This is a genomic window from Rhizobium sp. BK212, assembly GCF_014197475.1.
Classification (GTDB): Bacteria; Pseudomonadota; Alphaproteobacteria; order Rhizobiales; family Rhizobiaceae; genus Rhizobium; species Rhizobium anhuiense.
In genome coordinates this window covers 820,615-839,693 of record NZ_JACIFS010000003.1, presented here as the reverse complement: position 1 = coordinate 839,693, position 19,079 = coordinate 820,615, and the positions used below count along the sequence as shown (strand labels likewise).

At 61.1% G+C, this 19,079-nt stretch carries 20 protein-coding genes, 1 tRNA gene and 1 pseudogene; 6 read left to right on the top strand and 16 right to left on the bottom strand.

Features of this window, described 5'->3' with window-relative positions; genetic code table 11:
• Nucleotides 1–10 precede the first annotated feature (10 nt).
• The 4 genes from FHT79_RS14150 to FHT79_RS14135 all read right to left on the bottom strand — a co-directional run bounded on the left by FHT79_RS14150 (nt 11) and on the right by FHT79_RS14135 (nt 3,850).
• Entirely contained in the window at nt 11–1,069 is a 1,059-nt protein-coding gene (locus FHT79_RS14150) for an ABC transporter ATP-binding protein (protein WP_047614727.1), read from the bottom strand.
• Nucleotides 1,070–1,076: 7 nt separating this feature from the next.
• The gene (locus FHT79_RS14145; protein WP_047614729.1) at nt 1,077–1,868 is read right to left on the bottom strand and encodes an ABC transporter permease; all 792 of its coding nucleotides are present in this window, start codon (nt 1,866–1,868) and stop codon (nt 1,077–1,079) included.
• Nucleotides 1,865–2,689 (bottom strand): ABC transporter permease, encoded by an 825-nt coding sequence (locus tag FHT79_RS14140; RefSeq protein ID WP_047614731.1) that lies wholly within the window; start codon nt 2,687–2,689, stop codon nt 1,865–1,867. The genes FHT79_RS14145 and FHT79_RS14140 overlap by 4 nt, the downstream gene beginning before the upstream one ends.
• Before the next feature lie 120 nt (nt 2,690–2,809).
• Nucleotides 2,810–3,850, bottom strand: coding sequence for an ABC transporter substrate-binding protein (locus FHT79_RS14135; RefSeq protein WP_047614733.1), 1,041 nt, complete (start codon nt 3,848–3,850; stop codon nt 2,810–2,812).
• 190 nt (nt 3,851–4,040) lie between these two features.
• On the opposite strand from FHT79_RS14135, the pseudogene FHT79_RS14130 reads away from it, so the two are divergent.
• Together FHT79_RS14130 and FHT79_RS32165 are read left to right on the top strand one after the other, a co-directional pair.
• Nucleotides 4,041–5,998 (top strand): annotated as a pseudogene (locus FHT79_RS14130) (adenine deaminase C-terminal domain-containing protein).
• 108 nt (nt 5,999–6,106) lie between these two features.
• Nucleotides 6,107–6,397, top strand: coding sequence for a DUF6074 family protein (locus FHT79_RS32165; protein WP_080759889.1), 291 nt, complete (start codon nt 6,107–6,109; stop codon nt 6,395–6,397).
• On the opposite strand, the gene FHT79_RS14120 is transcribed toward FHT79_RS32165, so the two are convergent.
• The 7 genes from FHT79_RS14120 to FHT79_RS14090 form a co-directional block, all read right to left on the bottom strand.
• Nucleotides 6,370–6,888: a hypothetical protein gene (locus FHT79_RS14120; RefSeq protein ID WP_183903488.1), complete on the bottom strand. Its 519-nt coding sequence runs from the start codon at nt 6,886–6,888 to the stop codon at nt 6,370–6,372. The two genes, FHT79_RS32165 and FHT79_RS14120, sit on opposite strands and share 28 nt — an antisense overlap.
• Nucleotides 6,885–7,505 (bottom strand): hypothetical protein, encoded by a 621-nt coding sequence (locus FHT79_RS14115; protein WP_097543829.1) that lies wholly within the window; start codon nt 7,503–7,505, stop codon nt 6,885–6,887. The genes FHT79_RS14120 and FHT79_RS14115 overlap by 4 nt, the downstream gene beginning before the upstream one ends.
• Entirely contained in the window at nt 7,502–8,119 is a 618-nt protein-coding gene (locus tag FHT79_RS14110; RefSeq protein WP_183903486.1) for a hypothetical protein, read from the bottom strand. The genes FHT79_RS14115 and FHT79_RS14110 overlap by 4 nt, the downstream gene beginning before the upstream one ends.
• Nucleotides 8,116–8,874 carry an ABC transporter ATP-binding protein gene (locus FHT79_RS14105; protein WP_183903485.1) on the bottom strand — a complete coding sequence of 253 codons (759 nt, stop codon included), beginning with the start codon at nt 8,872–8,874 and terminating at the stop codon, nt 8,116–8,118. The genes FHT79_RS14110 and FHT79_RS14105 overlap by 4 nt, the downstream gene beginning before the upstream one ends.
• Nucleotides 8,871–9,935 carry an iron ABC transporter permease gene (locus tag FHT79_RS14100; protein WP_183903484.1) on the bottom strand — a complete coding sequence of 355 codons (1,065 nt, stop codon included), beginning with the start codon at nt 9,933–9,935 and terminating at the stop codon, nt 8,871–8,873. The genes FHT79_RS14105 and FHT79_RS14100 overlap by 4 nt, the downstream gene beginning before the upstream one ends.
• Before the next feature lie 4 nt (nt 9,936–9,939).
• Nucleotides 9,940–11,043, bottom strand: coding sequence for an ABC transporter substrate-binding protein (locus tag FHT79_RS14095; RefSeq protein WP_183903482.1), 1,104 nt, complete (start codon nt 11,041–11,043; stop codon nt 9,940–9,942).
• Between the two features lie 113 nt (nt 11,044–11,156).
• Entirely contained in the window at nt 11,157–12,248 is a 1,092-nt protein-coding gene (locus tag FHT79_RS14090; protein WP_183903481.1) for a PHB depolymerase family esterase, read from the bottom strand.
• A 257-nt stretch (nt 12,249–12,505) separates the two neighbouring features.
• Between FHT79_RS14090 and FHT79_RS14085 the strand changes: the two genes are divergently transcribed.
• The 3 genes from FHT79_RS14085 (at nt 12,506) to FHT79_RS14075 (ending at nt 14,095) form a co-directional block, all read left to right on the top strand.
• Nucleotides 12,506–12,820 (top strand): PepSY domain-containing protein, encoded by a 315-nt coding sequence (locus FHT79_RS14085; protein ID WP_047614749.1) that lies wholly within the window; start codon nt 12,506–12,508, stop codon nt 12,818–12,820.
• 36 nt (nt 12,821–12,856) lie between these two features.
• Nucleotides 12,857–13,468, top strand: a complete 612-nt coding sequence (locus FHT79_RS14080) for a general stress protein (protein ID WP_097631419.1) — start codon at nt 12,857–12,859, stop codon at nt 13,466–13,468.
• Between the two features lie 219 nt (nt 13,469–13,687).
• Entirely contained in the window at nt 13,688–14,095 is a 408-nt protein-coding gene (locus FHT79_RS14075) for a low affinity iron permease family protein (protein ID WP_047615366.1), read from the top strand.
• Here the strand turns inward: FHT79_RS14075 and FHT79_RS14070 are convergent.
• The 3 genes from FHT79_RS14070 to FHT79_RS14060 form a co-directional block, all read right to left on the bottom strand.
• Nucleotides 14,092–14,451: a low affinity iron permease family protein gene (locus FHT79_RS14070; RefSeq protein WP_047614753.1), complete on the bottom strand. Its 360-nt coding sequence runs from the start codon at nt 14,449–14,451 to the stop codon at nt 14,092–14,094. The two genes, FHT79_RS14075 and FHT79_RS14070, sit on opposite strands and share 4 nt — an antisense overlap.
• Nucleotides 14,452–14,590: 139 nt before the next feature.
• On the bottom strand, nt 14,591–16,708 hold the full coding sequence (locus FHT79_RS14065) for a catalase (RefSeq protein ID WP_183903480.1): 2,118 nt from the start codon (nt 16,706–16,708) through the stop codon (nt 14,591–14,593).
• A gap of 195 nt (nt 16,709–16,903) precedes the next feature.
• The gene (locus FHT79_RS14060) at nt 16,904–17,803 is read right to left on the bottom strand and encodes a hypothetical protein (RefSeq protein WP_097543835.1); all 900 of its coding nucleotides are present in this window, start codon (nt 17,801–17,803) and stop codon (nt 16,904–16,906) included.
• A gap of 324 nt (nt 17,804–18,127) precedes the next feature.
• On the opposite strand from FHT79_RS14060, the gene FHT79_RS32160 reads away from it, so the two are divergent.
• Nucleotides 18,128–18,307 carry a hypothetical protein gene (locus FHT79_RS32160; RefSeq protein ID WP_080759894.1) on the top strand — a complete coding sequence of 60 codons (180 nt, stop codon included), beginning with the start codon at nt 18,128–18,130 and terminating at the stop codon, nt 18,305–18,307.
• A 268-nt stretch (nt 18,308–18,575) separates the two neighbouring features.
• On the opposite strand, the gene FHT79_RS14055 is transcribed toward FHT79_RS32160, so the two are convergent.
• Nucleotides 18,576–18,830 (bottom strand): hypothetical protein, encoded by a 255-nt coding sequence (locus FHT79_RS14055; RefSeq protein WP_017991185.1) that lies wholly within the window; start codon nt 18,828–18,830, stop codon nt 18,576–18,578.
• 136 nt (nt 18,831–18,966) lie between these two features.
• Nucleotides 18,967–19,041, bottom strand: a tRNA-Asn gene (locus FHT79_RS14050).
• Between the last annotated feature and the right edge of the window lie 38 nt (nt 19,042–19,079).

The following is a 19,079-nucleotide window of genomic DNA, read 5'->3' as shown; positions in this document are numbered from 1 at the left end:
CCTCAGCGGCTCAATCTTCCGGGTCGAGAATGCAGCACTGCTCGGCAAGCGGGATCAGTACGGCGGACGCCCCTGTTTCCAGCGGGTCGGACAAAGCTCCATTGGCGGTAATCTCTCCCGCCGATGTCGCGCATTTATACTGATAGGCCCGGCCGAGATAGGTGCGGGTGCCGAGCACGGCGGCGATGCCATCGCCGTCACGGCTGACGGCAAGGCCGTCTGCGCGGCAGGCCAGCACGAAGTCGTCCTTGATCGGCCCGAATGCATCCTGAGACAGATGCAGCCGTGCGCCGCCCGTCGCTTCGGCGGTCACGATCGCTCCGTTGCGCGCGGTTACCTTCATCCGGATCAGGTTCTCGAAGCCGACGAACCGGGCGACGAAGGCATTGGCCGGCTGGCGGTACAGCACCTCCGGCGCATCGAGCTGCATGATGCGCCCGGCATTCATGATCGCCACCCTGTCGGAGATCGAGAATGCCTCTTCCTGGTCGTGGGTGACGTAAAGCGATGTCGTGCCGTTGGCGCGCTGGAGCTGCCTGATCTCGACGCGCATGTCGATCCTGAGCTTTGCATCGAGATTGGAAAGCGGCTCGTCGAACATCAGCAGCGGCGGCTCGATGACCAGGGCCCGGGCGAGCGCCACGCGCTGTTTCTGGCCGCCGGAGAGAGCCGAAGGCAGGCGGTCGGCGAAGGCGGAAAGGCCGACGCGCTCCAGCATGGCCATCGTTCTCTTCGTCCGTTCCGGCTGGGGAACACGACGCTGCCTCAGGCCGAAGGCGACATTGTCCTGCACGCTCAGGTGAGGAAAAAGCGCGTAGTTCTGAAAGACCAGACCAATGTCGCGCGCATGCGCAGGAAGGCCGGTGAGGTCGCGTTCGCCGAGCTTGATGCTGCCGCTGGTCGGCTGCAGAAAACCGGCCACCAGGCGCAATGTCGTCGTCTTGCCGCAGCCGCTGGAGCCGAGCAGGGAAACCAGCTCCCCGGCCATGACTGAGATCGACAGGTCCTTGAGAACCTCAGTGCTGCCGTAATGGGCGGAGATGGAATCGATGGTGAGGGATACGGTCAAGAGCGTTCTACTTTGTCAGGAAGGTGAGACCGAGCGTGGCCTCGACGACGGCCATGACGCCGACTGTCACGAACATCAGCAGCACCGATACCGAGGCGATCGTCGGATCGAAGAACTGTTCCATATGCGCAAGGATCTGGATCGGCAGCGTCGAGATGCCAGGACCGGTCAGGAAGACTGACACCGACACGTCGTTGATCGAGGTGATGAAGGCGAGGATGAAGGCGGCAATGACCCCGGCGCGGATATTTGGCAGGACCACGGTCAGGAAGGTTTTCAGCGGCGGGCAACCCAGGCTGATCGCCGCCTCCTCGACGGAAAAATCGAAGGCCGCCAGGCTGGCGCCGACGACCCGCACCGAATAGGGCAGGATCAGCAGCGCATGACCGACCAGCAGGCTGATGAAGATCGGAAGCCCGAGGCCGATCGTGACCGACTTCATCAGCGAGAATCCGAAGACGATCTCCGGCACCAGGATCGGCAGGACGAAAATGGTGGAAAGCCAGCGCGGCAATTCCACCCGGTAGCGGTTGATCGCATAGGCGGCCGGGATGCCGATCAGCAGCGATAGCGCCGTGCCGAGAAAGGCGACCTGCAGGCTGGTCAGCGCCGTCGTGCGGAAGGCCTCGATCTCGAAGATATTGACGAACCAGCGCAATGTCAGGCCCTGCGGCGGGAAGGTCAGATAGGTCGTGTCGCTGAAGGCCGCACCGACGATGATGACCAGCGGTGCGAGCAGGAAGAAGAAAACGCAGGCCGCGAAGGCGGCGAGGATCGGGTGAACGCGCCTGTCCATCACACCGCCATCGGATTGAGCCGGCGTGCAACGCGGCTCATGATGAGGACGACGCCGAGCGTCAGCACCACCATGATGGCGGCGATCGTCGATGCACCCACCCAATCGAAGGTGACCATGGCGCGCTGGTAGAGGAAGGTCCCCATCATCATCTGCTTTTCTCCGCCGAGCAGTTGCGGTGTCGCATAGGAGGTGAAGCTGCCGGTGAACACCAGCACGGCGCCGACGATGAGGCCGGGTGTCGCCAGCGGCAGGATCACCTGAAGGAATGTCATCAGCGGTCTGGCGCCGAGCGAAGCGGATGCATCGATCAGATCGCGCGGGATGCCCTCAAGCACGCCGACGAGCGTCAGGATCATCAGGGGAACGAAGAGATAGACCATGGCGACGATCACCGAGCCTTCGGTATAGAGCATCGAAAGCGGCTCACTGAGGATACCGGTCGAGATCAGCATGGTGTTGAGGATGCCGTTCTTCCCGAGAATAATCAGCCATGCGAAGGATCGGACGACGACACCTGTCAGCAGTGGAAAAACCGCTGCGATGATCATGATACTCTTCGCGCGGCCGGGCATTTGGGCGATCACATAGGCGGTGATGAAACCCACGGTGAGGGAGATCGCCGTGGTGATCAGAGCGATCTCCAGCGTTCGGTAAAGAACCGCCCGGCGAAAGCCGCTGCTGAAGAATGTCACATAGGGCGCAAACACGCCCTTCGGTTCCGCAAACGTCGCCGCGATGGTGATGGCGACGGGAACGATGAGAAGCGCAACGACGGCAATCGTCGCCGGCATCGTCAATCCCCATCTGGCAAAATGCTTCATCTCAAAACTCGTGGCATGTCCTGATATCGGGAGCGCCGCATCTCGGACTCGGATGTGCGGCGCTTCCAGGTCTGACCGAGGCCCGGCAATAAACCGGCCTCGGGCCGGGATACCGGCAGCTTACTGAGCGAAGACTTCGTTCCAGCGGTCGATCCAGTCGGCCTTGGCGGCATTCATCTTGGCATAGTCGATGCGGGTGAGGCTCGCGACCATATCCGCGCCATAGGTCCAGATCTTCGCCTGATCCGGAGTCAGGCTGACCTTGGTCGAGATCGGCGCATCGACGCCTTGTTCGGCTTCAGCCTGCTGGACGTCCTTGGACAGGATGAAGTTGATGAACTGATGCGCCAGTTCGACATTTTCCGAACCCTTCGGGATGTTCACCGTATTCAGCGTGGCGATGTCGCCGTCCTTGAGCTTGGCCCATGTCATCGTCGGAACGGCCGCCTGCATCGATGCCAGGGTAAAGTCCTGGGCTAGCGCAACGCGCACTTCGCCTGTCGATATCAGGTTTACCAGCTCCGAGCCGGTGTTGTAGTTCTTGACGACATTGGGCTTCAGCGCCTCGATTTCCGAGAAGGCCTTGTCGGTGTCCTCATAGGCATCCGCGCCGCCATGCTTGCCGGCTTCCAGAACGACCAGCGGGCCGGCGGTGGTGGTGATGCCGGGCAGGGAGACGGAGCTTTTCAGATCGTCGCGCCACAGGTCGCCCCAGGCAGTGATCGGCGGGTTGACCTTGGCGGAATCATAGACGATGCCGACGCGCCCGATCGTATAGGCGGGGCCGTATTTGCCCTGAGGCGCCTTGCCCAGTTCGTAGATATCCGCAAGGTTGGGGATCTTCGAGGGATCGATCTCCTGGAACAATCCCTGTTCGATGCCGAGCTGCGAGAAGCTGTCGGTGAGGTAGATGACATCGACGCCCTTGCCATCGCGCAGTTTCAGCTTGTTGAGCCGGTCGGCGTTGTTGCCGGTCTCGAACACGATCTCGCAGCCGCAGATCTTCTTGAAGGGCGTGATGATGTTGGCGTTCATCTTCTCGCCGTTATAGCCCCACCAGGAGATGGTCAGCGTCTTCGATTGCGCATGGGCCGCAGCGGTGCCGCCGGCGGCGGCAAGCAGCGCAAGAGACAGGATTCGGGCGAAACGTCTGGCCTTCATGAGCAATATCCTTCTGTGAAAACGGCGTTGATAATCGGGATCATGCCCCTTGGATTTGAGGGATACTATTTTTTGATCGATCGGCTCGCAAGCTCAATACTTGGGCAAATGCGTACTTGCTTGGGGAATTTTCCAAGATCGAACCATCAGTAGCTCTCGGTTGATGACGTCTTGTTGTTGATCGCAAAACGTGTTGCGCCAGCGCTTTACACATGCGCGCGTGGTCTTTACGGTCCGCGGCGGTTCCAGCGTCTCACGGGCATTTCATTCATGGTCACCTCGCGCGCCGCACTTCCTGATGACTTGCTGATCAATGCGTCCGACGAGGTTCGGACGCGCCAGGATCTTGTGCTGACGGCGCTCGGACGCCGGCCCGCCGACAGGCTGCTGCGCGTCGGCAGATTGCTCGATGTCCACACCAGGACATGGCTCGACGATCAGGAGATCGTCATCAAGGGCCGCCGTATCGCCTATGTCGGCCCTGCCGGCAGTTATGTTGGCGAGGTGAACGAGCGCTTTTCCGAGCCGGACCTTGCGGCCGTGCCGGGCTTCGGCGAGGCACACAAACATATCGAAAGCTCCCATCTGACGCCCGAATGGGAGGCGGCGCTGGTAATGCCTCATGGCGTGACCTGGACGTGTGAGGCGAGCCACGAATTTTCCAACGTCAACGGCGCCCGCAACCTGGAATTCTGGCTGGAAGCGCGCCGGCGCGGATCGCCGATGAAAATCTTTCCCCTGCCTGGCTCCGCCGTGCCGCCGACCGCCTACGAGTGGGGTGGCGGCTGGTTCGGTTACGACGAACAGAAGGCCTTCCTGTCCGAAAGCCTGATGGTCGCCGGGCTCGACGAGGTCATGGACTGGCCGTCCATATCCGATCCCGGCAATCCTTCCTACAACAGGCTGTGGGGCATGATCGGCGCCACCTTCGAGCAGCGCGGCGTCGTCGAAGGCCATGGTGCCGGACTGCGCGACATGGCCTCGATCAACGCCTTTGCCGCGGCGGGTCTCGCCTCCGATCACGAAGGCTGGTTTCTCGATGAGATCTGGCAGAAGCTCCTCCACGGTCTATTCATCGAGCTCAGGCCGCATTCCCTGCCGGAGGTCATCCGCGGCCTGATCGACAAGGGACTGACGGACTGGTCGCAGATCGCCCTGGTGACCGACGACCGCAGCGCCCCGGACACGCTGAAAATCGGTGCGACCGACCACAATGTCCGCCTCGCCATCGAAAACGGCCTTGCGCCGGAGATCGCCATCCAATGCGTAACCCTCAATCCGGCGCGCCATATGCGGCTGACGCCGTGGGTCGGATCGATCGCACCGGGCCGCTTCGCCGATATCGTTCTTCTCAGCGACGTCGGCAGCCTGTCGATCGAAAAGGTGTGGGCGGACGGGCGTCCTGTGTCCGAGGGTGCGACCTTCATTGGCGTGCGCCCGGAAATCGACTGGCCGCAATGGGCGACGCGCACCGTGACCATAGACAGGACGGTCACGGCAGACGATTTCCGCATCGAGGCGCCGCCGAACCGGGCCACGGTCAACGCAGCACTTTTGCGGCCGTTTCACTGGCACGACGATTTCATCACCATGGAATTGCCGGTGGAAGATGGCCTCGTGCAGCGGGATCCCGCGCGCAATGTTACCAAGTTCTCGATTGTCGACCGGTTTTCCGGGGAGGCCAAGATCTCCAGGATGTTCTGGCTGGGCACCGGACCGCGCACGCCGGAGACGGCGCTCGCCTCCACGCTCGGGCACGACAAGCACAATATCTGGACGGTCGGTTCGTCGGACGAGGCGATGGCGCTGGCCGTCAATGCCCTGAACGAGCAGCAGGGCGGCTGGGCGCTGGTATCCGGCGGCAAGATTCTCGCCCGCGTCCGCTACGAGGTCGGCGGCCTGATGACGGCCCGTTCGGCCGAAGCGCTCGATGCGGAGATGCAGGCTCTTTATGCGGCCGGTGCCGGGATCGACTGGATGTACGAGCCGACCTTTTCGCCTCGATGGTGGCCGGGCTTTCCCGAACGCCTGTCGTTTGCAACGCTTACCTGCTCACCCTGGCGCTGGGTCCTGGTCGCGCCGTCGGAGCTGGCGCCGGAGGGGTTCGTGAACGTGCTCACAGGCAAGACCCATCCGATTGTCTGGTGACATTGCGGAGCGCCAAAAATCCACCTGATTGATCTTCTGACTGCAGCAATAGAAAGCATTAACCATAGTCCCTTAGATAACGAACAGGATCAAGGGAACCTGTGTTCGATGGCTGATGAAATGACCCACCGCCCCGCCGCTTCCAGTGAAGGCAGGGTGATTGCTTTCCCCTCCGGAACCGGAACTGCCAATATCGAGCGTTGCGCCCGCGAACTCGGCCGACGGCATGGCGCGGATGCGCTGGAATTCTGGAAGGCCGAATGCCGCAGGCTTGCCGATCAGCTTCTGGCGGCCGGGATACCGGAGAGCGACGTCCGTCAGCGGGTGATGTGGTTTCAGGAGGATGTCCAGAACGAACTCGTCCTCAGCCATCAAAAGCGGGCCGTTGCCTCTTCGTAAACTGCCTCTGGCGGCAGCGCCAGCAACCGGTCGGCCATCTCCTGCTTGAGCCAGGCGAGGCGCTCCTCTTCCGCGGGCGTCCGGTCGGTCTTGCGGCCGAGCGTGATGAACTCCTCGCGGACATGGCCGTCACGCAATTGCAGGGTGACGGTTCGTCCGCGATAGCTGAGTTCGAAGACGTAGCGAGCGAGGATGTCGCCGCGCTCCGTCCGGTCGAGTAAGGGGTCGACGCTATAGCGTCCTTCCGTCAGCGCACGCGTCACCATTTCAAAGGCGTCACGCCCGCCGGGACCGCGAAAGGCCGTGCGGATCGAGATTTCGCGGCGCTCCGGCGGTCCGTCGACGCTGAGCAGCGGAAACGCGCGCTCCATCACCTTGAAGGCATGGGCGACACCGCCGGGAAAACCAAAGCCGTGATAGTGCATGATATCGGCAAAGCCGTAGGCAAGCGGCTTGCCGTCTTCGAGAACTTCGATCTTCGCTTCGTTCATCTCGATCTTCCTTTGTCCAATTCCCGGCGCATCCAGGGAAGAAAACCATCCAGGAAACGCGTCGTCGCCGGCATGAAATGCGATCCGTGGTGGAAGCAGGGGTCGAGGCTGGTGATCACCATGCGCCCCGCCGTCGTGACCTCGTCCACATAGAGGATCGGCTTGCCTTCCTCATTCACCGCAAGAACCTCGACGCCCTCGGGTGGATCGAACCAGCCGTGAAGATGCCAGGTCAGGTCGTCCTGCCCGAGATGTTCGAACAGTGAATGGTGCGGGGAGGCGATCCTGACGCCGAGATCGGCGCCCTCGGTCAGCCACCACCACCAGTTCGTCGGCTGAGGCGTGAAATGGATAGCAGGCAGGAACGCCTGCCAGGCCGTCTCGCCGGTCGCGACGATCGTGCCGCCCTGATCGAGATAGTCGCGCAGCTGGGCCGCATGCGGCGCCAACCGGTCCGCCGGTGTGCGGCAGGGAATGAACAGCACCTGGTGTTTGCCGAGTTCGACCGAGGGCAGGTCCTCCGGCCGCACCAGGCTGTCGAAATAATGCCGGTAACGCGGCGCTTCCAGCGTCTCGATATGGTAGTAGGCGCCAGGATGGATCGCGAGCACGCTCATCGGTTCAGTTCCCCCGCCAGCCAGGCGATGGAGCGGCCGGCCAGATGCTTCTGGATGTCAGGGTCGTCTCCGCAACCCCAGAATTCGTTGCCGGCATGCGACAATATCTCTCCGCCCGCCGGCCGCGCCCAGATCCAGTCGATGGGCACCGCAGCCGGTCCCAATGTATTGATCGCGACGGCGCCTGATGGCATCGGATTGTGTCCCCGGCCGTAGAACCCGGCGACGCCGCGGTTCGTTTCCAGCCTCCTCTGATCGATGCCGGCAAAGACCGGATGATCGAAGCGCCTGATTTGGGCGAAGTCTGACCGCTTCGGCTGCGGCATGGGAATATAGACGCCGAGTTCCGGCAGGATCGGCCGGAGCATATGGCCGTTGAAGATCCACCGGCCGCCGCGATCGAGGAAGGATGCCACCGCCGAGGCAAATTTGAGAAAGCCGATCTGATCGAGATGGATGGTGGTGATCAGGCCGCTTGCGGCGGCAAAATGCGCCTCCGCAAGCTCCGTCTCGCGTACCGTCATCAGCTTGCCCTGCGCGGTTGCCTCCGCGAAAGCCGGCGCGCTCAGGGTGAAGGGGTCCTGATAGTGCGACTGGATGAGAAGAATGGTCATGCGGCGCGAATTCCTGCAAAGGCGGGCAGGACCGCCTGATGTCTTTCGCCTGCCGGACCGACAAGCTCGACAACCCGCATCGGCACCCCGTAGAGCCGTTCCAGATGGTCCGGCGTGATCGTCTCCGCGACCGGGCCGAACAGCGATTGACCATCAGGCATCATCAGCAGTGCGTCGTCGGCGGCCGCGAGCGCATGGTTCGGATCATGTGTGGTGAAGGCGATCGCCTTGTCGCGCGGCTCGCGAAGGCTCTTGAGCAGGTCGAGCAGCCGCTCCTGGTTGCGAAGGTCGAGTGCCGCTGCCGGCTCATCGAGGACGATCGCCTGCGAGCCGGTGGCGAGCGCCCGCGCCAGAAGCACGAGCTGCCGTTCGCCGCCGGAAAGCCGGTCGAAGAAATGATCGGCAAAGCGGGCAGCGCCCGCCCGCTCGAGCGCCGCATGGGCAATCTCGAAATCATCAGGTCCCGGCTGTCCGAAGAGGCCGAGATGCGCTGCCCGTCCCATGACGGTGACATCGATGGCGCGGTAGCGCTGGTTGCTGCTTCCGGTCTGCGGGACATAACCGACAATGGCGGGCGCGACGCGGCTGCCTTCGTCCAGCCGTTGAAAACCGAGCAGTGCTTTCAGCATCGTCGTCTTGCCGCGCCCGTTGGGGCCGAGAATGGCGAGCGACCGCCCGACGGCAACCGAGAAACTGAGACGGTCGAGAATGGTGCGCGTCCCGAACCTGACGACCGCATCCGTCAAGCCGATCATGATCCCGTCCTTTCCCGATATTGATGACGCAGCAGCGTTGCGAAGATCGGCGCGCCGACGAGGGCGGTAATGACGCCGAGCGGGATCTCCGCCGCCGTCGCCGCGCGGGCGAGCGTATCGATGCAGACCATGAACCCTGCGCCGAGCACGGCGGCCGCCGGCAGCAGCGCGCGGTGATCATGACCGACCAGCAGGCGGGCGGCGTGGGGAATGACGATGCCGATCCAGCCGATGATGCCGGAGACCGCGACCTGGCTGCCGACGATGACGGCGATGAGGCAGAAGACCAGCCATCTCTCGCGTGTCGTATTGGCGCCGAGGCTGCGGGCCTCGGCCTCGTCGAGCGACAGGATGTTGAGCCGGAAACGGAGCATCCACAGGAAGCAGCTTCCGAGGATGAGGCCCGGTGCCGCCACCAACGTGCGTTCCCAGGTGGCGGTCGCAAACGATCCCATCAGCCAGTAGACGATGGCGGGAAGGGATGTGTTGGGATCGGCGATGAATTGCAGCAGCGAGACGACCGCCGAGAACATCGAACTGATGACCAGTCCCGACAGGATCACGGTCACCGTTTCCGACCGGCCGTTGATGCGCGAGAGCAGTCCCACCAGGATGACGGCCGCCATGCCGCAGAAAAACACCATGGCGATCAGCGGAAATCCCCAGATACCGAGCATGATCGCCAGGGCGCCGCCAAAGGCTGCACCCTGGGATATGCCCAATATGTCGGGCGAGACCAGGGGATTTCGAAACACACCCTGAAGGCCGGCGCCCGAGATGGCGAGCCCGGCGCCGGCAAGTGCGGCCAGCACCACGCGCGGCGCCCGCACCAGCAAGACGATGCGTTCGTCGATCCCGGCAAGCTCCCGCGACGGATCGCTGATCCCCTGCCAGATCAGCTCCAGCGCACGTCCTGGCGGCACCGAGAACCGCCCGACGCAGAGGCTGACGGTGAAGGCAATCACCAGCAGCGCCAGCAGCAAGGCGAAAATCAGCGTCTGCCTGGCGAGGTGGATTCGGCGGGCAGCGGGCACCGCCTCGTCCTGCGTCATCGTCGTCATGACATTACCTAGCCTCGAACTGCGCGTAGTCGGCGGAGGCGCCCTGATCCTTCAGCCAAAGGATATTGTCGATATCGCCGTCGGTCAGGTCGTAGTTGTAAAGCGTCTTGTAGGCCGTCTTCATTTCCGCCCGCAGATCGTATTTGAAGATATCAGGATGGAGCAGGTTGGCGGTCCACATCCAGGACAGCGGCGATTCTTGGTTCGGCGGATCCCAGCGATAGCCGCCGAGCGGCATCTTGTAGACCCGCTTTGATTTGGCGGCATTGGTCAGGGACAGGATCGGATCCTTATAGACCCAGTTGATATCAAGCTTGGCCTCGAAAGCATTGAGGAAGATGACGTCGGGGTTCCATTGCGCGATCTGTTCCTTGTTCACCGACACCGTGCCGTTGAGTTCGCCAGAGGCGTTTTTCCCGCCCGCAAGCGCGATGGACCAGGCATTGTAATTGCCCTTGGTGCCCGATGCGCTGATATCGGAGAGCGCGCGGCCGAGATAGAGAACGTTCGGCCTCTTGTCATCGGGAATAACGGTCGCCTTGGCTTCGATATCCTTCTGGACGCGGTCGCGCCATTCCACCAGTTCGCCGATCCGCTCGGGCTTGCCGATCGCCTTCGAAGCCATGGTCATATAGTCGCGGGTCAGCTCTTCGGTGCCGTAGAGGATCAGCATCGTGGTGAGGCCGGCATTGGTGATCGGTGCGACGATATCGGCGCCGCGATCGCCCCACTGGATCACGAGGTCGGGATTGGCGGCGGTCAGCGCCTCGACATTCGGCACGAAATTCGGCGCGGTCACGTCGGAGGGAATATCCTTGGCTTCGGGGAAGATCTTTCCGAGAATCCCTTCGACCACGGCACTCTTCGCCGTCGGGTTCATGCCGACGAGCTTCCTGGTGCTGCCATCCAGCGCAATGACGGTGGACGCCATCGGGATGACGATCGAGACGACGCGCTCGGCCGCTTTTGCCAGCCGTACCTCGCGGTTCCCCTGATCCTTGAAGACGATCTCTTCGGCAAAAGCTGCCGGTGCAAAAAGCATGGCGGCAAGGGCTGCCGCCATGCGGCGGCGGCAAGCAGTTGCGATAACAAGCGAAAGCGGAACCATGGTGTCTCCCCGTATAGGCATATGCGATGAGCGCCATTCCTATTCCGCGCATTTAATCTTGTCTACAAATCTCCACTTTAATTAGCGACATGTCGTGGAACCCTCATCGATACCTACCGCAGCAGCCCGGCGGACCGGAGGGCATCTTCAATGACCTTCTGAATACCGCCACGGTCGCTGCCCGCGCCGAATGGATCCGGGGTATTTTCCGGTTGAGCAGCTGAGGGCCTGGCGTCGCGCCGTTTCTCAAACGAGGGAACGAGACCCCAGGACCTGGCAATTTCGACAGTCGAGGAAATTCCGACGTCAAGCATGAAGGGGCCGCTTGCCCCGTAGCCGGTGCCGACATCGAGAGGCGTGCCGTGACCCATGCCGGCAATCGTATAGAGTTCGATCACCTCGCTACCGTGCGGATCGGTCCAGACCTGCCGCTGATGTCGTCCGATATCTTCGATGCGCGCTGGCGATGCGCCGACGCCGTGGACATGTCTCCATTGCTCGATGATCGTATTCGCGTTGGATGCGGCGACGGTTCTGTCTGCGGTCCCCTGCCAGAGTGACAATGTCGGCCACGGGCCTTTGTGTTTTGAAGCGTTTCTCAACCGCAGTTCAAGCTCTTTGCCAGTCGGGCCACCTTGACCGCGCATCCGGTCGAACGCTTCGGGAATGGTCGCGGCACTTGCGTATGGCAGGCCTGCGATGATCGCGCCGCCGGCAAAAACCTCGGGATAGGTCGCGAGCATGGCGGCGGCCATGGCGCCGCCGGCCGACAGCCCCGTCACAAACACACGTCTGCCGTCAATACCATGTTCCGCAACGACCTTTGCGATCATCTGGCGAATGGAAAAGACCTCGCCATAATCCCGACGAATGTCCTCCGGGTTGAACCAGTTGAAGCAGAGGTTTGGATTGTTTGCCCTTTGCTGCTCGGGAAACAACAGCGCGAAGCCATAGTCCTCGGCCAATCGCGACCACCCGGATCCGCTATCATAGCCGGCGGCGGTCTGGGTGCAGCCGTGCAGGACAACGACCAGGGCCAAGTTTTTCCCGCGCTTCGACGGCAAATAGGTGTAGCCCCCCAAGGCACCCGGGTTTGTGCCAAACGCGTCCAAGGCGACGAGATCGGAGTTGCCCTGCGGGGGTTGAGTGCGAAGTGTTCCTCGCAGCGCAGCAAGGCGTGCAAGGGTGTCTGACATAGATCTCATGAAACTCTCCGCCAATCAGCAGCCGGGATGGCGGTGATGCCTGACTAAACGCTTCAGCCTACGAAAGGTTGCTGCACTGCACAATGTTTATTTTTGGAACGGCAGCCTTTCCAAGGGCGGGCGCGCTCTTCTGAGGAGCGCACCCGCTAAGTTATTCAGATATCTTATTTTCTTTTAGCAAAACGAGGGAACATACCTGCTTGCACCGGGTTATCAGCGGCAATCTTCCCCATGAAGATATGAACGCGAGGAAACCAATGAAAAAGATTCTACTGACAACGGCTGCCTTCCTGATGGCGGCCTCCGTTTCGCTCGCCCAGAGCCAGACACCGACGACAAGCCAGGAAACGCCGGCTGTGGCGACGCCTGATACCAACAACCCGGGCGCGCCTGTCCAAGGCAAGAACAGTTTCACCGAAGACCAGGCCAAGTCGCGGCTTGAGGATGCGGGCTACAGCGCCGTCACCGGTCTCAAGCTTGACGATCAGGGCGTGTGGCGTGCGTCCGCGACCAAGGATGCCAAGCAGGTGCAGGTGGCACTCGATTACCAGGGCAACATCGTCGTCAAGTGACGGCCGCGCCTTTCCTCAACATCGAAGGATAACATTATGAAGACTGTAACAGGACTGTTCGACAACTACGAAGCTGCGAAGTCGGCCGTTGGTGAGCTCGAAGCCGCCGGCATTGCATCGAAGGAAATCAGCATCGTTTCGAATACCGGCGATGGCCGCACCGTCGAGGGGCAGGGCAGTAACGCTGCCGAAGGCGCCGGCACCGGCGCCGGGATCGGCGCTCTCGCAGGCGGTGCCGGCGGTCTGCTCACGGGTCTTGGCATGATCGCCATTCCGGGTGTCGGCCCTGTCGTTGCCGCGGGATGGCTGGTCGCAACGCTGGCCGGAGCAACTGCCGGCGCAGTCGTCGGAGGGGCCGCAGGCGGCGTGGTTGGCGCGCTCGTCAAATCGGGTGTGCCCGAAGAAGACGCCCACGTCTACGCCGAAGGCGTCCGTCGCGGCGGCTCGCTGGTCACAGCCCGCGTCGAGGATGATAGGGCCATGGCGGCCAGAGCGATTCTCGACCGCTCCGAAAGTGTCGACATTGCCGAGCGGCGCGCATCCTATACCAAAAACGGCTGGGAGCGCTTCGACGATACGCTCGACCCCTATACACCGGCCGAAGTGGATGCCGAACGTGGCCGGTATTCGACCGGCCCGCGTATCTGATCTTCTGCGAATAGTTTTGGAAAGCCGGCCTCACCAGGGCCGGCTTTTTCATGGCGGCGGTTCAACTTGTGAAGGCTGCCAATTCGATGGCAGTTTGCTGGCAGCAAAGACGGCCGCCCAACTTGATCGGCCTCGGCGGCGCGAGGAACTTCGGCCTGGATATGGAGTTGATGTTGTCGATTGACAGCACTGATGCTGCGATCGAACGAGGCTTTTCAGATGTCGAACAAACCCAACTTCTTCTCTTCCTTTGCAACTGCCGTCGCCGACCTCTCGGGAAAGCCGTTCACCTTTGTCGCGGCTCTGGCGCTTGTGTTCGTCTGGGCGGTGTCGGGCCCGTTTTTCGGCTATTCTGAAACCTGGCAGCTTGTCATCAATACCACCACGACCATCATAACATTCCTGATGGTGTTTGTGTTGCAGAACAGCCAGAACCGTGACGGAAAGGCTTTGCAGGCCAAGCTTGACGAACTCATCCTGACGAGCCAGGCCGCCAACAAATTTGTCGGTATCGAAAAGCTGGAGGAGGGCGAACTCAGGGAAATGAGCAAGACCCTTGCCGAAAAGGCAGAATGCGTCGAGGAAAAAGCGGATGAGAAATCTGCCGCAGAGGCAGCGTCCGCCTAATTCGCGCTCTCTGAGATTTGGCCGTGATGTTGCTGGCGCATTCCCTCGATTGCGTCGGCGTCGTTCTTCTCAGCCGCAATCCAGTGGTTTCCTGCCTTGCTTGAGCGGATCAACTCATCGAGCTTGGCATGGAGTGCCATCATGTCCCGATTCTGGGAGTGCTGCACCAGCAGCAAAATGAAAAATATAGTGAGTGTCCCGAGCATGTTGGTCAGCAGAAACCACTGCCGTGGGAAGGAAATGCTGAGACCCACTGCCGCCCATAGAGCTATGAACGCGATCAGCATGACCGGGACCACACGATGCCCTGCCCATGAGACGGCCAAGTCAGAGATCTGTCGAAAGCGCCAGTGCATACGGCTCTCCACAGCGCGTAAAAGGAAAATAGAGCAGATCGGGACAGCTTCCATCGCCCGGGCTGATAAATAGACGCTGCAAACGACCTAAAACCCGCGTTTCCACGGGTTTTACGTTACGAACATGACGACGAGACGGTCAATTCAATTTGACCGATGGCTCCCGACCCCAGACCCGCAGTTTGCCAAGCGCCTTGATAAAGGCGCTGACATCCTTCGCCGCTCCGAGTGCAATCACGCCCTCATCCAGAGAATCGGCAATGCCGGCTTTTTGCATCAGCGGCAGCGCTGTCTCCACATAGCCGATGAACTTGCAGTGCACGAAGGCATCCGCCACGAAATCGCGGGCCGTTGCCTCCTTCAGCAGATCGCCGGTTCCCTCGGCCGAGGGGAGGAGGGCGACGGCGTCGTAAAGCACCGAAGGTCCGCCGTCGATCATCTGATGCGCCTCGATCCAATTGCCGTCCGAGAGCGTCACGCCGCCGATCTTCGGCGCGATCACTTCGAATGTTGCCTTCTGCTCGGTGATCTCGGCAAGCAGCGCCTTGAAGACAGCGGCATCGCTGCCGTCGCTGACAAGAATGCCGAGCTTGCGTCCTTCGAACCGACCCGGGCCGCGCTCGATAATGCTGAGCGCCGGCGACGGCTCGAGATCCTGCCGGGTCGGCATGGCCGCGTCGGCAGGCTTCGGCATCGACTTGAAGCCGAGGGCGTGGCCGACCTTGCTGGCCAAGGTCTCATCGATGTTCATCAGATGCGAGACCATGCGCTCGCGAATGACCGGCGTTTCGACCTTGCTCAGTTCGAAGATCAGCGCCGCGGCAATATGGCGTTGCTCCGGCGGGGTCTGGCTGATGTAGAACTGCCGGGCCTGGCTGTAATGATCGGCAAAGCTTTCCGGCCGCAGCCGAACCTTGGGACCCTGTTCCTCGGCGGGGAAGTGGCGATAGCCCTGCACCGGCGATTCCCGTGGCCCCTGATTCCAGGAGTTCGGCTGGTAATTGACGCGCCCGACAGGATTGCGCATCGCCATATGGCCATCCTGCTGAAAATTGTGGAAGGGACACTTCGGCGCGTTGATCGGCAGATGTGTGAAATTCGGACCACCCAGACGTTTCAGCTGCGTGTCGAGATAGGAGAAGTTCCGTCCCTGCAGAAGCGGATCGTTGCTGAAGTCGATGCCGGGAGGAACATTCTGCGTCATGAAGGCGACCTGTTCGGTCTCCGCAAAAAAGTTCTCCGGCATTCGGTCGAGAACGAGACGGCCGATCGCTTTGACCGGAAGGATCTCCTCCGGAATGATCTTCGTTGGATCGAGGATGTCGAAGTCGAACGTGTCGGCGAAGTCCTGATCGAAGAGCTGCACGCAGAGTTCCCATTCCGGGAAGGCTCCCGACTGGATCGACTGCCAGAGGTCGCGGCGATGGAAATCCGGATCGGCACCATTGATCTTGACTGCTTCGTTCCAGGCGACGGACTGCAGACCGAGTTTCGGTTTCCAATGAAATTTGACGAAGGTCGACTCATCCGCTGCATTGACGAAGCGGAAGGTATGCACGCCGAAACCCTCCATGAAGCGGAAGGATCGTGGAATGGCGCGGTCCGACATCACCCACATGATCATGTGCATGCTTTCGGGCGTCAGCGTGATGAAATCCCAGAAATTGTCATGCGCCGACTGCGCCTGCGGAAATTCCTTGTCGGGCTCCGGCTTTACCGAATGGATGATGTCGGGAAACTTGATTGCATCCTGAATAAAGAAGACCGGGATATTATTGCCGACCAGATCCCAATTTCCCTGCTGGGTGTAGATCTTCACAGCAAAACCGCGCACGTCGCGCGCCAGATCAAACGAACCCTTGCTGCCGGCGACGGTCGAAAACCGCACGAAAGTCGGTGTTTTTTCGCCGGGCCGCTGGAAAAGATCGGCCCGGGTATAGGCGGCCAGGGATTCGTATGTTTCGAAGTAGCCATGGGCGCCGTAACCGCGGGCATGGACGACCCGTTCGGGGATGCGCTCGTGGTCGAAATGAAAGATCTTCTCGCGGAAGTGGAAGTCATCGATGAGGGCAGGGCCGCGGGCGCCGACGCGAAGCGTATTCTGATCGTCGGACACGGGGCCGCCTTGAGCGGTGGTCAGCACAGGCTTGCCGTCTTCGGCAAACTGATGAAGCTCGCCGCCTGCGCCGCGGTGCAGCTTCTGATCATGGATCGTTGCATTGTCCGAGGGCGAGGTTTTGGACGTGTTCTTGGCCATCTCTATTCTCCGGAAAGGGTGTGACCTAACCGAAGCTCCACAATGGCCACATGTTCCGCTTTATGCGAAATAAACCGCCACTGAGGAGAGAAGCCGCTTCACTGCGGCCGAGAACCAGCCACACGAGGCAGGGATAGCCCCAGATAAAATTGGGACGCGGAGCCTTTCGACCTCGCGTCCCCGTTTCGTCTGCCCCTAGGTTCGGGAGGTAACGATAAGATCTTCCTCTTCGTCGCGTTGCGATCCGCCGAAAGCTGCAGCGGCCGCGGCGATGAAAGCCCCGATCAGAAGTGACAACGAGCCGAGCAAGGCCGTCGTGGAGGCCGCCTTGCGTGCCTCATCGGCGGCTTTCTGGGCGGCGACCTTGGCGTCTTCGATGCGCTTCAGGACGGTGTCGACGCGGGTGCGTGCATCGGCTTCGGAAAGGCCGGTGCGCGCAGCGACGATCGTTGCAAGATAGGCCTTGTCGTCATCCGGGATCTGGCCGGCGGCGGCACCGTTGAGCAGAATACGGGAGACCTCAGCCGTTGCCGCAGTATCATCGGATGTCGCGCCTGCTCGGGCCTGTTCAGGACGCAGCAATGCGTCGGTAAAATAGGCGGTGGAGAGATCGACAGGCGATGAGGTCGACGATGCTGCTGCCGTACCGGCGGCAGTGGCGGCCGAACTCACGGCTTGTGCGCCCGCACCGGCAAGCGAAGTCAGCGACGAGGCGAGAAATCCGGCGACGAAGATCGTCGCCAGCGCCCAGCTTATGAAGCCATGCGCCGTGTCACGGAAGAACACCTCGTCAGTGTGGACGGCCGCCCACTTGGTTCGCAGCCGCCCGGTGATATAGCCGCCGAGCCCGGAGGAGAGCCATTGCACGACAACGAGCCAGATCGCTGCCGTGACCCCCACCGTGCCGAGCGAACTGCTTTGCCCCGACCAGGGCGACACCATCGTCAACCCGACCCCGGATCCAAGCAGTAACAGAATGAGGGTCACTCCGATGGCCGCAGCGGCGCCGCCGAAGATGGGCCCCCATGCCATGGCGGATTTGGAGGATTCGACCGGAGTAGCAATCTCTCCGGCACCTGTCATTGAAACCGACATGATCTGTTCCTATCGCATAAACAGAGCAAGAAGGATGATGATCGGCAGTGGAACACCAAGCAGCCAAAGCAAAATACCGCGACCCATGAAAGACCTCCTGTCAGAACCTGACGTTACGTGGTTGATGCCACTCAACTTTGAACCACGGTCTTTGTTCCCGGCCGGCTTGGTCATCGACGATGCTGATAGGAAGCGACAAGAATCTTCCGCATTCGGAACTAACGCAAGCCGGGCAGCGCCCCTATATCTTCAGGCGAAAGGTGATCTGGAAGGGAGAGCAGCGGCTTTCATCCCTCGGTCACGGCCTAAACGGGAGAAGCATCGATGAACAGATTTCGGGCATTTGTCGCAGCCGGCGCAATCAGTCTTGCCGTCATGGCCTCGGCCTGCTCGACGCCGCCGAATTCATATGGCACGGCATCAGGATATCAGCCGGGCGATTCAATGAACCGGGCCTGTGCGGATGGCTTCCGTCCCGGTGACGGCCGTTCGTGTAGCTATTAGAGATAGCCGCCTCTTTGTCGCTTGCGAGAGAGGTGCTGCGTAAGCGGTCATTCCGTTTAGTGACAGCCGCAACGGCAGCGCCGATCGCAGCGTCATCGAACAGTATCGGGCCGAATGCGCCGCCTATTCCGATTCCTATCGCCATGGCGATCGGAGAGCTCGACCGATTTGACGCCGACTGGATTGCGGACGATGAACGGCACGAGAGCTTGTGGCAGATCCAGAGGCTGGCCGCGCCGGATTGTCCTTCGACGGCCCATCCATCCCATTACCGTTTTTTCCGGAGATCACCTGGCAAAGCGTCAATGAGTTGATGCACTTTTCCGGTAGCGAACGCGATGTCCTCGCGCGGCAGATGGACTGTTATCTCAATCTCTTCCCACCTGCCGCCATGGTCTTTTGCGAACCTGACGGCGGCTTCCAAAGATGTGAATTGCACGGCCGGTGCGTTGGCGGTCCAGAACTGCACGCTGCAGTCCGCCGCACTGTAATCTAAAAATGCTTTTTCGGGATCTAACGCCATGGCGTTTGCTTTACACCGCCGGTGGTTGGTTGGCCAGCGAATGCCTACCCGTCGTAAAAAGCGCGTTGTCCGCCGATGGGGAAGAAAACGCCTGATTTCGGATTCATCAACGAAACAGGCGTTTGCTTGAAAAAAATGGCTCCCCGGGCCGGATTCGAACCGGCGACCTGTCGATTAACAGTCGAATGCTCTACCGCTGAGCTACCAGGGATCACTGCTTGGCGCGGTGTGAGTGGGCTAATACAAACG